Below are 13283 nucleotides of genomic sequence, written 5' to 3'. Positions count from 1 at the left end.
TTCCATGTTATTGAAATAATATTTTTTATATATAAAGAATTTAATTTTATGTGTAATAAAAAAATGGCCGGGTCATTAACCCAGCCATTGATAAAAGTAATTAATAATTTACAGGTAGATAGGGACTAAAATCTCAGTGGCGATAACCACCACAACCAAGCCCACTAATACTGGCACAGAAGTTCTTTTCACCACTTCAAACGGTGAAATTTTCGCCATACCTGAAACCGCAACCACAACACCTGAAACTGGAGATAACGTACGACCCAAGTTAGACGCTTGTAGCATTGGGATAACCAAGTAAGCTGGGTTAACACCCATTTGTTTTGCTAAGTGTGGGATCAATTCCACAAACGCATAGAATGGTGCATTACCTGAACCCGTTGTCATCGCAGCTAACATAGTGATGACCACTAATGCAATCATCATCACGATAGCACCTGAACCAAAGGATTGAGCAAGGTTAATCAGCCCTGAAATAAAGCCGATGGTGCTTAAACCTTGTGCAAATACGCCCGCAGCCACTAATAACATCACCACGGTAGCAAAAGCCTCTGCCATACCTTTATAGCAAACTTCTAAACCACCATAGACGTGTTTGGCGCTGAAACTGCGCAAAAACTCAATAATCGCAGCTAAAATAATACAACCAACAATAATCGTAACAATATGCAGTTCAGGTGCCCATTTGCCATCAAACACTAACACACCAATAATTGGCGTGAAGGGTAAAATGGCATAAAAAGAAGGTGCATGGGTTTTGATTTCATTCACATCTAACATTTCTGTTTTCACGTGCTCTTTTCTGTCGAGGTAACGTTGCCAGAAGAAATGTGCAATCGACATCGCCACAATTGCGGCGATTGATATAGGTAATGTTGTTTTGAATGCAAAATCAACTAACGGCATTTCAGCCGCTTGTGCCGCTAAGATGACATCACCTGATGTGGGTGCAAGAATAATGGCGGCAGGAGAGGCACAGATTGCAGCAGCAGCGCCACGACTAATTCCAACGTTAACCATAACAGGGAATAAGGTTGCCATTAATAGCACACCCAAACCTGTCGCAGAGGAAACGGCCAATGACATTAAACAGGCCACAATATAAGCCGCTACCATTAATAAGTAAGGGGAGTTGATCATTTTCAATGGTTTAGAAGCAATTTTCACCACCACATCGTTGGCACCAATGTGAGTCATATATGAAGCAAACCCACATAACACCATGATCATCATACCAAGGTCACCACCTCGGCTCATAAGTAGGAATTTAACATATTCCAGAATATCGGTTGCACGCCACCCCGTTGAAGGAACATTTTTGGGTAGAATACTATTTCCCATCAGTACGCTGATGATTAACAGTAAAATACCCCCCGTCATTAACACGCCCGTTGCCGAATACCCTTTTATGATATAACGCCCAACTCCAATGGCGACAATAACGCCGATTAAGAGCTCAATCATTTGTTTCTCCTGCCTGTCTTATTTTGTAATTATAAAAAAATTACTCTGCCTAATAGTTAAGCAAAATTCACTGACAATGATCATGTCAGAAGATGTTTTTTAATATAGAAATGTGTAAAAACACAAGAGAAATAAATAATAAATCTTTTAACTAACCACATTGGTAGTTGAATTTATCGATTATTCTTTGAACAACGGAGGATAAGGCTTTTATTCATAAGGAAATGCTTAGCACAATAAGCTGCCTTAACGGCATTTAAGTTTATCATCATTGATAAATATAAGTAATTTTACCCACTAAAGAGTTCGTAAATCATATCACCAAAAAAGCCGCGATATTGCAGGTAGCGAATTTGCTTACTTTTCTCTTTAAAATCATCGGGTAGGTCATCACCAAACTTTTTGCTGCGCACCTCTGCGGCTTTTTCAAACCAATCCACGTCGATATTGGCAAAATGTTGGTCGACAAGTGTTTGTGGGAACCCCTTTTGGCGCATTTCTTGTTTGATGCGTAACGGCCCATAACCTTTGCGTATATAGCCTTGCAGCAACAAGGCAACGACGCGGTTATCATCCAGAAAATGTTGCTCATTTAGCCTTTCCAATACCCGTTCAATTAAAGTTTCGTCAATAATGCCGTCATTTTTTTCGTACATACGCCGTTTCATCCGAGCAAATAGCTCAGCTTTTCCATAATCACGGCGTGAAAGCATAAACAGGGCGTATTGGTAGAGGTCAGATTCATTCATGATATTAAGCTTTTAACAGTAAAATGGGCGCATTGCGCGCCCAGTCTACCATGGCTAACACGACTAATGTACTTGTGCGCCACTAAGCAATTTGTAAATGGTGTCAGGCGTGTAGCTACCGTCTTGGAAATAGATTGTCCAATCGGTAATATCATCACGGGTTAATGGATAAACCTCCCCTTCTTGCATCGTTTGCACATAGAAAGGATGGTTAATTAAACGCCCTTCAAAATGGTCACCATTCCATGAAACAGGCTCGAACCACATGTGTTCGTGACCATCAAAATCCTCTTCCGCATCGTGGTAACCAATACCGCATTTCACCAAGAAGCGCCATTCAGATTCTTGCTCTTCATCATTTTTACCGAGGAATTTGGCAAAGAAACCTTTTTTCTGTGCTACGGGTTTCGGGCCATAGTTATCCAACATATGGGTGAAATATTCCCAACGCAGCTTCGCTTTACGTGACATATCCGCAGTTTCTTCATCGGTACGCATAAACATCATCGCATTTTGATCTTCAAACCCCTCAAAGAAGCTTTCCAGCGTTGGGTTTTCCTGCGTTACGCGAAATAACATCGCGGATGGATGCTGGTGAGATTCGTCTCTATCGTGCCAATCCCCCATAAAGCGCTCAGAAGTTTCATCACCAAACTCGAAATTCATCTCCTCCAGTGGTTTTAAATCATCCACTGGTGTTGATTTGCCTACGTGTAACAAACCCTCTTCAAAGGGTAATGCCACCAAGTATTCATAACCTGATTGTGTTTGCCCAATAAAAATCGGCTCGTTAAACACAATTTTACCGTGGGTGATGCTGTTATTCACAAAACTCCAGAACAGCTCAGGAATACCGTAATAAGACGAAATTGGGTGCGGAATGATAATTTCTGCTTCAGACAACCCACAACGAGCTAAACCGTGTGTGTGGAACCAATACATGGTCGGTGCACGTTCATCTTCGGGCTTATCTTCATTGTCGTCTTGGTCGTAAATTGCATGAACAACATATAAGGAATCAATGCTTGGCATTAAGTCATCAATTAATTGGAAGTTTAGCCACTCACGGGTAAAGACTTTCCCTGCCGCTGAAATATCTAGTCCTAATAATAAGTCGGGCACTAAAATTTGGATAATTTTTAATTGTTGCAGGTAATTGACCAACGGTTGCTCTTGGAAGACACACTCAACAATCACCGCTTGTGGTGCAGCGCTGGCTTCGGCATACAGTTCAGGGGAAATTGGGTCAGTCGCAAAATAAGGGTTAATCGCATAATCTGGGTCGCTGTCCACTAACGCCACATAAAAACGCAGCGCTTCTTCCCCTTTTTTACAACTAAAGAAGAAACCGTCTTCATCAGGAATATAATCAATTTCACCTTCAGTGAAATAGGTTTGCTCTTCTAAGCGCTGCTCAAGTAATGCAGAGGTCAATTCAGATGCGGGAATAGCAACCATCATGGAAGCTTCTTTTTCACCTTCACCCGCAGCTGTATCAAGGTAGTATTGTTTATTGTTCATTATTCAGACCTGTTAAGAAGTGACTGAGGCGAGGATATCAGCTTATATTCATTAAGAATATTGTGAATATTCTTAACCAATTCAGATTGTGATTTGATCCCCCACATTTCATCTAAGTAGGTAAATTATCATTATTCGACAATGATTTATTCTACTTTTCATACGCTATTGGCTGAGGCACAATAGTGCTCTTTCTTTTATTTACCTTAAAATAACGGGTAAATGACTCCATTCCAATGATAGGTAATGAAAATATGGCTGACTTAACACAAGCGCAAAAAGAATATGTTGATGACCTCGCAATGCAGCGTGTTTTCAATATGAATAATGACGACGTCTTTGTGAATGCATTAGAACAAAAAATTCACCAGATGGAAGATCACCTAAAAGCATACTTTCATGAGCGTGTTCGTTTTCACCAACAAAACAAGCCATAAATCCATTTTTTGTTCAAGCCGATATGGTTCTATATCGGCCTTGTTTTTATCCCCAAATAACGCTCTTAGATATTCCTTCAACAAGCCATATATTGACTAAATTTTCATATATAAAAAGCATTAAATGCCACCCAAAAAAGTGTTTTTTTTGCCCTTCTATTTTCGTTAACGAGCACTATTTTTATTGTACTTAGGTCTCGGTCATCACGTCTAAGAAAAGGACTAACTTCTCATTTTGACCAAAAAATAGGCTATCGATCGCTCACTTATTAAGCAAAATAACCTTACAATAACCATGTGAACAGTTTGTTTTTTAATCGAATTTAACTTAAGTGAACACAATGAAAGTGAAAATGCTATAGATTTATTTATACATCACATAAGTGAATATACCCCAAAGGACTAATAACCGATTTAAAATCATCTAATTCACAAAAATATAAAAAACACAACAAAATAATACAGCAGTTTCTCTAATGTCAGCGGGATATATGTAGCTCGTGAAAAATTATTCTGCTACTATTCGCTCGAATTTTGTTCAGAGAAACTTAGGAGAAGCAAATGCCCTCTCGAACGATGAGGACAAAAGCCGTCTTCGCTTTCTTATTTTTATTGTTATTTTCGAGCTTGAGTATCGGCTCCACCAGTACCAGCAAAATGCTCAGTAAAGACTACTCAAGTAGCACTGTGCAAAATGTCAGTCAGGCTAAAACTTCACTGCCTGATTTGCGAAAATATCCCTCTGGTACGCCACGAAAGAAAGCATTTTTGAAAACGGTTGTCCCTGTAATTGAAAAAGTGAACAAGCAAATTTTGGAAGAACGTAACTGGTTGTTATCCGTTCGTGCAAACAAGAAGTGGAGCGCTCAAGAATTGCGCCGTCTTAGCCAAATTTGTGATAGCTATGGTGTGAAATGTAGTAACCCTAAACGCATTAATTGGGACAAGCTACTTAGTCGTGTTGACATCATGCCAACGCACTTAGTTGCAACGCAAGCTGCAACAGAGTCTGGTTGGGGTACATCACAACTGGCTCTACAAAATGGTAATTTATTTGGTATGCGCTGCGGTAGCGGCTGTCAAACCAAACAAGGAAAAGTGAAAGGCTATTCCACATACTCTTCAGTAGAAGACACTGTGACGGCTTATATGAAGAATATGAATACCCACAATGCTTATGAATCTCTGCGCAGTTCGCGAGCAAAGCAACGTCAATCAAAAGATGAGTTAGATACCACTAAACTTATTAATGATATGAAAGGGTACTCAGAGTTAGGTTCATCCTATAACCGTTATCTACAAGAGATGTACGCGAGTAACGAAGAATTGATTACACAAGCTCAAAAAAGAGCATCCACTCGCATCTAAATTTTTGTATCACCAGGTACAAGACATAAAAAATCCACTTCGCTAAGTGGATTTTTTTTATTCTTTTTTTAAGCCGCATTTATTTGATTTTTTCAGATCTCAACAGTTGCTCTAAATAGTTAAAGTGGTGGCAAGGCGGCAAGAGAAGATATCCCTAGGAGCATACATAAGCATGTGACTAGGGTCGCTTTGTGAAGGCAACACCCCTGTAGCTCAAAGTATGACGAGCAAGATTCTGATTGCATACAACCAGATAATAAATATCATATGCTATCTTCTACCAAAATAATTAACATCTTTGAGTCTAATATGAATTTCTTCTCGTTTGAGTTTCTTGGCTCTTTTTTAATTTTTTTTCTTATTTATTGGGGCTGTCAACCCAGTGCAAAACTACAAAATGGCCTTTTAATTACTGCTAGCTATTTTTTTGTTTATTCTTTTAGTCCTGAATTTGCTTATATTTTATTTGGTTATACCCTTTTTATCTATTTATTAACTAACTGGGTAACGAACTGGCTTTCCAATCGTTGGATTTATGTCATTCTCGCCACAGGTATTATTGGGTGTTTTACTTACTTCAAATATTATTCTTTCTTTCAAGAAAGCATCCAACAAACCTTAGATAAATTCGGTTTTAGTGTTGGGCTACCTATTTTAGAAATACTGGCGCCGCTAGGGCTGTCTTTCTATGCCTTTCATTCCGTTAGTTATACGGTTTCTGTGTGCCGAAAAGAAATTCAAAAAGCAGATTTTTTTGACGTAACACTATACCTTGCATTTTTTCCTAGCATTGTTGCGGGTCCAATTAACCGCGCTAAAAACTTTCTTCCACAAATCCAAGCTGAAACTCGCACAATTCTCGATAGCCGCAAAGCAATCCTTTTAATTTCATTAGCCTTGGTAAAACTATTCTTATTTAGTTCTTATTTATCCGAGAATTTTGTGAACCCTGTTTTTGATGCTCCTGTGGGTTATAGCGCTGGTGAGATCCTTGTTGCCACCTACGCCTACGCTTGGAATATCTATTTTAACTTTTCAGGTTATACCAACCTTGTGACTGGGATAGCCTTATTATTAGGGTTCAGAGTACCCGTTAACTTTAATGCCCCGTATTTAGCCGCTAACTTAAAAGAATTTTGGGCGCGCTGGCATATCAGTTTATCCACCTTTATTCGCGATTATATTTACATCCCCCTTGGTGGTAACCGCAAAGGTTTTAGCCGAATGAATACCAACGTCTTCCTTGCGATGGTGATTTCAGGGCTTTGGCACGGTGCAGCAATGACATTCGTTGTATGGGGTGCGATTCATGGCTTAGGGATTGTGTTACTCAACCTTAAGACTTTGTGTATGGAAAAGCTGGGCTGGACAAACGTCATCCCCAATAAAACACTCTCTACTTGGGTTTCACGCATTATTACGTTCCATTTTGTCTGCTTTGCGTGGATCTTTTTCCGTAGCCAATCCTTTGATGATGCAATATTAATGCTTAACCAAATCATTGCACCGGGCTTTATTGCGTCTATTCAAGCCAGCCTTGGTTTATTGATTGCATTCTGGGTCTTATTAATTGCTTATCCTTATTTTGTGCAAGGCTACCATGCTGTCGCGAAACGTTATCAAGACGTGCCTTGGTATTATTACCCTATCCCCCTTGCCATTATTTTAACCATTATGTTTATGCTTTCGCCTTCAGGAATGCCGGGGTTCATTTATGCTAACTTCTGAGTTTAAAAAGACCCTTGTTAGAATGGTTCAGGTGCTGCTGATTGTCTTAGTGGCTGGCTTGCTATTAATTTGGCTCAACCAAGGCTCTCTAGAGCGTTTCTGGCAGCAAAAATACCACCAAGATACGCCATGGGCGAAAATGGCAGGTAACCCTGTCTGGGATTATGGTGCTTATTTGCATGATGGCGCGTTAGAAGCTGGCTCCACATTTGCTTACCATGCCTCAGGGCAAAAAGCCCAAGAAGATAAAGAAGCCGCACAGCTCGCACTGGAAAACCAAGGCAAAAAATTGGTCTTCCCAGCAGATTTCCAAGTGGGTCTGCACTTTCTTCATGGTTACACTTACCCAGCGGAAAGCTTGTCTGTCACTTTCCCTGAATTACTGAAACGCCCGCAAGCAAGAGAAAAAGCGAAAGGGGTGAATTTTGGCGGCTTTACTGTTAAAAAGAACCAGCCGATTGTTGCCAAACACATCGCCAATATCGAAAAAGGCCAGCAGGTTTTATTTGCGGGTGACTCCATGATGCAGGGGGTAGCACCTCATGTAAAAAACATGCTATTAAAAAAATATAATATCGATAGCATTAATTTAAGTAAGCAAAGTACTGGCCTCGCTTATCCACGCTTTTTCAACTGGCCACAAACGATTGCTAAGGCTTTGAATGACAATCCAAATATAAAAGTATTAGTCGTATTTTTAGGGCCTAATGACCCGTGGGATATGCCACCTCAAGCTGGTTATAAATACGTCAAATTTAAGAGTGAAGATTGGGAAAATGTTTACCGCGAACGGATTAGTGATATAATATCCACCGCTCGCCAGCACAATGTTGATGTTATTTGGGTTGGCCCCCCTAATATGCGTAAAAATACGCTATCTGATGGTATGAAATTCTTACGAAGCCTCTACCAATCTGAAGTCGAGAGCAACGGTGAAATTTACTTCTCCGTCAATGATGTCTTTAAATATAAAGGCGATACCTACTCTGACTATATCGGCGACGAAAGCAGCACAATTAAATTACGAAGTGGTGATGGCATTCATTTCAGCGGAAAAGGCCAACAGATCATCGCGGAAAAAGTGTTCTCACTGATCCACTTCGCAGAGGAAGAAAAGGAACCTCATGAAACTGAACAACCTGCGTCAAGCTAAGTCCAAAATTTTGGCTGGCAGCGTTATTGCGCTGCTGTCATTGGGCTTACTGTCTTGCCAGAACACATCAGACAAAGCACGAACACCTAGCTCGACAAAAGGTCAGAGCGCGGTTGAACGTGGGCAATTAGTGAATAATGCAGAACCAAACCTGCGTCAATTCGCCAATAAATTGCGCCAAGGCAACCAGCAAGTGCATATTGTCCAAATTGGTGACTCTCACACAGCGGCTGATTTTTTCAGTGGCAATCTGAGAACGTTATTTCAGCAGCGCTATGGTGATGCAGGCCCCGGCTTTATTCCGCCAATTTCGGTTCCGGGTCAACGCACTGCGACCATCAACCGCATGAGTGAGAAAAAAGAGTGGTCACTATCTTCAAGCCGTAAAGATGAACGCTTCGATTACCCGCTAGGGGGCTTTATTGCAGAGCCACAAGCCGCGAATAGCAATGTGTTATTGAAACCATTACAACCCGCGCTAGGGGCTTATCAGCTACAAGCGCTGTATCAAGGCTCAAGTGATTCACAAATGCGTGTATCTCCTGCGGTTTCCCCGAGTGTGGCATTACCCGCAACAGGGAACCAGTGGCGCTTCTCAACACCGGTCAATACCCAATTACCTGCGCAAGTTTCTGTGAGCAAAGACAACAGCTTGAAAATTGGTGGTTGGTTAGTTCGCTCAACAAAGCCTGGCGTGATGGTGTCTGCACTCGGAATTAACGGCGCAACCTTAACGATGGTCGATAAATGGCAGCCCCAATGGAGCGAAACGTTAGCGCAGATGTCCCCAGATATGGTGATTTTGGCCTACGGTACCAACGAAGCATTTAACGACACGTTAGATTTAACCGCTTATGAGCAAAACTTGCGGGCAAAAATTCGTTTAATCCGCCAGCAAATGCCAAATAGCGTGATTCTATTGGTCGGTCCGAATGATTCACTGAAATTTAGCAATGCAGCCAGCTGCCAAGCTCAAATGCCCGTGAATTTAATGAGTGTGATTCAAATTCAAAAAGCCGTCGCAGCGCAAGAAAATACGCTGTTTTGGGACTGGCAAGCCTTTATGGGCGGTCCATGCTCAATTCGTACGTGGGCAGCGCAAGACTTAGCGCGTCCTGATAACGTGCATTTATCTGTCGAAGGCTACAAGAAGAGCGCACAAGGCTTATACAGCCAGCTCAATCAGCTGTTACAGTAATTGCCTTTCGTGCATAAACAAAAAAAAGGTCAGCCTCATGTGCTGACCTTTAAGGTTGTTGACAAAGCAGGATAAAAGCGTGGTTTTTCCTGCTTTGTGTTATCAGCCAAAAATCAATGAATTGATTTTTCTTGTTTATTTTCAAAACCAATCCAACCTGCAGTCAAACCTAATCGGTTTGTCTGCAGTCTGAAAGGTCAGCCTCATATGCTGACCTTTTACTTTTTATCTAAATGAAATTATAAGAAAACGAAGAAAATCATTCCAACCACTGCCCCTGTTGTACCGAGGATAGTTTCCATTACTGTCCACGTTTTCAGGGTCTGTGCTTCTGTTGCACCGGTAAATTTACCGAATAACCAGAAGCCTGAGTCATTCACATGACTTAAAATAAGCGAGCCACCCGAAATACAAATCGCTAACGCAGCTAGCTGCGCGCCAGAATAGCCAAGCTCACTGATAACAGGTAGCACTAAACCGACCGTTGTTAGACACGCTACTGTTGCAGAGCCTTGGATCACACGCACCGCACCCGCTAATACGAAACATGCCACCGCAATCGGTAAACCCGCACCAATCAAAGAGTCACCCAGCGCAGGGCCGACACCTGAGTCCACCAGGATTTGTTTGAATACCCCACCTGCACCGGTAACCAGTAAGATGATCCCAGCTGGCTGAATCGCTGCCGAGCAGATCTCCATCACTTTTTCTTTATTTAGGCCATAACGGAAACCTAAACCATAGATTGCCACCAAACATGCTAACAATAGCGCAGTGAATGGGTGGCCAATAAATTCTAACCAATGTTCAGCGGTTGAATTCGCCTCAACAAAATGGGTTCCAATGGTTTTTAAACCGACGAGAACGAGTGGGAATAACACTAAACATAAGCTGAATCCAAAACCTGGCATCTTGCCATGCTCTGTTTTCGGCGCTTGGTAATCCGCAGGGATATCAATATGAACAAACTTACTGATAAAACTACCGAATAATGGCCCCGCTAAAATCATACTTGGGATAGCAGCACATAAACCGATTAAGATCATCCAGCCATAATCCGCCCCCATTTGCGATGCAACGAGCATTGGCGTTGGCCCAGGTAGTAAGAAGGCTGCCGCAGCCGCGACCCCAGCAAATAATGGGATTGCCAAGCGAACAACGTTATGGCCAGTACGGTTAGCAACCGCAAAAACAACACCAATCAATAAGACGATTGCCACATCAAAAAACAGAGGTAAGGCACAGATAAGCCCTGCGACACCCACAGCATAGTGCGCACGTTTTTCACCAAACAGGTTAAGTAGTTTATTAGCGACTTGGTCTAATGCGCCTGTTTCATGCAAAATTTTGCCAAACATGGCACCAAGTGCAACTACGATTGCCAAGAAACCTAGAGTCCCAGCCATCCCTTTTTGCATAGTTTCCGTGATTTGCTGCACAGGCATCCCTGAAAATAGACCCGCACCAATGGAGACAATCATTAAGGCCACAAAGGCATGTAAGCGCGCATACATCACTAAAAATAATAATAAGACGACAGAACCTACTGCAGTGAGCACTAACGTCAGTGTGCTAAGGGTTTCAACGGTATTCATACTTTATCTCCCGAAACAATCTGTGTAATCGTTGAGCAGGTATTACCGATGACGTCTTCAAGAGATTGACGAATATCCACAATATGCACATCAGTTTCTGCTTCGTTAGGTTCTTCTAAGGTTGCAAATTGCGTTTTGAGCATTTCAGGTTTGAAAAAGTGCCCTTTACGCGCTTTAAGCCGTTCTTCTATTACGTTAGCATCACCTTTTAAGTAGATAAAAAATAAGTTTTTATTATCTTCTCTTAAAATGTCGCGGTATTTTTTCTTCAGTGCTGAACACACCACTAACGAAATATTATTGGTTCTTTGCATCGCGAAAATGGCTTGGTTCAGTGCCACCAGCCAAGGCTGGCGGTCTTCATCATTAAGGGCATGCCCCGATGCCATTTTTAAAATATTTGATTTAGGGTGCAGAAAGTCACCATCCAAAAAAGCGGCTTGTAATAGTTGTGCAACCCCATTGGCAACCGCTGATTTACCGCTACCCGATACCCCCATTAGGACAAATGTGTAGTTTTGTTTTTGGGTATCACTCATAGGAAACTCCTCAGGCTTTATCGTTGTTCTATTCTTTTCATCATCCGGCAAAATGTTACCGGTAACTTTGTTACGGGTAACATTATTATCAGTACGGGTTTATTGCAATAAAATTGGCGAATAAGAGAACAGATCTGTGATGTTAATCTCAATCTGACTGAGAAAGGAAAATGAACGAAGAAAAGAAGAATGAAAGAGGTATAAAAATAATCAATCCTAGCCAATAATAAAACCTTAGTTATTTCAATGAAATGTATTAATTATCCTATCCCTACTAACTTTCTCAATTATATTATTCTAAGGGTTTCTTTGAATATATTACTTCGATAGATTCCTCTAAATAATTCGTGGTGTCGCTAGGCGGCAATCGAGCCAAGCCCTAGGAGCATACACCAGTATGTGACTAGGGTTGGTGAGTGCAGCCAACAACGCGACAGCGCGAAGTATGACGAGGAGCGACGGGAAATAATTAGATGCTCTCCCCCGAGAGTAGAGAAAACCCCACATCAAAATGCGTCTCTGTCAGTTTCTTACCCGTCATTCGCGCCAGCAATACCTCTGCCGCTTTACGTCCCATTTGGTCTCTTGGGGTAAGAATACTGGCCAACTTCGGTGTCATGACTTGCCCTACGTCGTGCCCGTGGAAACCTGAAATAGCTAAATCTTGCGGAATATTAATCCCCAACCGTTGGCACTCGAATATTGCCCCAATTGCTAAGTCATCATTGGTACAAAACAAGCCATCAGTATCAGGGTATTTTGCGCGGCAATCGTGTAATAATTGTGCACCTAATGAATAGGATGAGCTGACTTGCGTCATCACGTTACGCGGCTCGAGGTTGGCATCTAACATCGCTTGTTCGTAGCCTTTTAAGCGGATAAACGTTCTCTCATCATGCCTCGCCCCGATATACACCACTTTGCGACAGCCTCGCTCAATCATGGCGCGAGTCATTTGGCGAGAAGCTTCAAAGTTATCAATCCCCACCGCAATATCTAAGCAAGGGGAAACACTGTCCATGATTTCAACAACAGGGATACCCGCTGTTTTTAACATCCGCAATGTGCGTTCAGTGTGCGTTCGCTCTGCCAAAATAACGCCATCGATATTATACGATAGCAACGACGTGAGCCTTTCTTCTTCTTTTTCAGGTAAATAACCGTAGTGGGCTAACATAGTTTGATAACCATGGCGGTCTGTGACGGCCTCAATACCACGGATCACTTCCGCAAATACTTGGTTGGTTAATGAAGGAAGTAGAACACCTATCGCATGACTGGTTGCGTTCGACAAAATATCCGGCGCTTTATTAGGAATATAACCCAAGCTTTCGAGCGCTTCGGCAATTTTCTCACGCAGAGGCTCTGAAACTTGCTCTGGGTTGCGTAAAAAACGGCTCACCGTCATTTTTGTGACGCCGACTTGGTCTGCTACATCCTGCAACGAGGGTCTTTTCTTCTTCATAAGTCCAAAGTGATATTTATTAAGTTAACTTTCTCTATGTTCAGCTATCTTTTTATTGATAGC

The 13283-nt window shown here is 41.8% G+C and carries 11 protein-coding genes; 5 read left to right on the top strand and 6 right to left on the bottom strand.

Annotation, left to right across the window (positions count from 1 at the left end):
- Positions 1-108: 108 nt before the first annotated feature.
- The 3 genes from dcuC to AC4IFO_RS16490 form a co-directional block, all read right to left on the bottom strand.
- On the bottom strand, positions 109-1467 hold the full coding sequence (gene dcuC, locus AC4IFO_RS16500) for an anaerobic C4-dicarboxylate transporter DcuC (RefSeq protein ID WP_490735994.1): 1359 nt from the start codon (positions 1465-1467) through the stop codon (positions 109-111).
- A gap of 290 nt (positions 1468-1757) precedes the next feature.
- A complete protein-coding gene (locus AC4IFO_RS16495) occupies positions 1758-2216 on the bottom strand; it encodes a regulatory protein RecX (protein ID WP_490735992.1) in 459 nt (152 codons plus the stop codon).
- 63 nt (positions 2217-2279) lie between these two features.
- Positions 2280-3737, bottom strand: a complete 1458-nt coding sequence (locus AC4IFO_RS16490; RefSeq protein ID WP_490735990.1) for a DUF4026 domain-containing protein — start codon at positions 3735-3737, stop codon at positions 2280-2282.
- Positions 3738-3991: 254 nt separating this feature from the next.
- Here AC4IFO_RS16490 and AC4IFO_RS16485 point away from each other — a divergent pair, with 254 nt between their 5' ends.
- From AC4IFO_RS16485 to AC4IFO_RS16465, 5 genes are all read left to right on the top strand, one after another.
- Positions 3992-4174 (top strand): hypothetical protein, encoded by a 183-nt coding sequence (locus tag AC4IFO_RS16485; protein ID WP_353243917.1) that lies wholly within the window; start codon positions 3992-3994, stop codon positions 4172-4174.
- 561 nt (positions 4175-4735) lie between these two features.
- Positions 4736-5542 (top strand): protein bax, encoded by an 807-nt coding sequence (locus tag AC4IFO_RS16480; RefSeq protein WP_490735988.1) that lies wholly within the window; start codon positions 4736-4738, stop codon positions 5540-5542.
- 309 nt (positions 5543-5851) lie between these two features.
- Positions 5852-7270: an MBOAT family O-acyltransferase gene (locus tag AC4IFO_RS16475; protein ID WP_490735986.1), complete on the top strand. Its 1419-nt coding sequence runs from the start codon at positions 5852-5854 to the stop codon at positions 7268-7270.
- Entirely contained in the window at positions 7257-8423 is a 1167-nt protein-coding gene (locus tag AC4IFO_RS16470; RefSeq protein ID WP_490735984.1) for an SGNH/GDSL hydrolase family protein, read from the top strand. The genes AC4IFO_RS16475 and AC4IFO_RS16470 overlap by 14 nt, the downstream gene beginning before the upstream one ends.
- Positions 8395-9621, top strand: a complete 1227-nt coding sequence (locus AC4IFO_RS16465; protein WP_490735982.1) for an SGNH/GDSL hydrolase family protein — start codon at positions 8395-8397, stop codon at positions 9619-9621. Before AC4IFO_RS16470 ends, AC4IFO_RS16465 begins: the two co-directional genes overlap by 29 nt.
- 239 nt (positions 9622-9860) lie before the next feature.
- Here AC4IFO_RS16465 and gntU read toward each other — a convergent pair whose 3' ends face one another.
- The 3 genes from gntU to gntR all read right to left on the bottom strand — a co-directional run bounded on the left by gntU (position 9861) and on the right by gntR (position 13220).
- A complete protein-coding gene (gene gntU, locus AC4IFO_RS16460) occupies positions 9861-11216 on the bottom strand; it encodes a gluconate transporter (RefSeq protein WP_490735981.1) in 1356 nt (451 codons plus the stop codon).
- Complete coding sequence (gntK, locus tag AC4IFO_RS16455) at positions 11213-11755, bottom strand: gluconokinase (RefSeq protein ID WP_490735979.1); 543 nt, start codon at positions 11753-11755, stop codon at positions 11213-11215. The genes gntU and gntK overlap by 4 nt, the downstream gene beginning before the upstream one ends.
- A 469-nt stretch (positions 11756-12224) precedes the next feature.
- A complete protein-coding gene (gntR, locus tag AC4IFO_RS16450; RefSeq protein WP_490735977.1) occupies positions 12225-13220 on the bottom strand; it encodes a gluconate operon transcriptional repressor GntR in 996 nt (331 codons plus the stop codon).
- Between the last annotated feature and the right edge of the window lie 63 nt (positions 13221-13283).

Source organism: Providencia sp. UF-224 (assembly GCF_058245955.1).
Note: the sequence above shows the minus strand (reverse complement) of the source record. Positions and strands in the feature narration are given on the sequence as shown.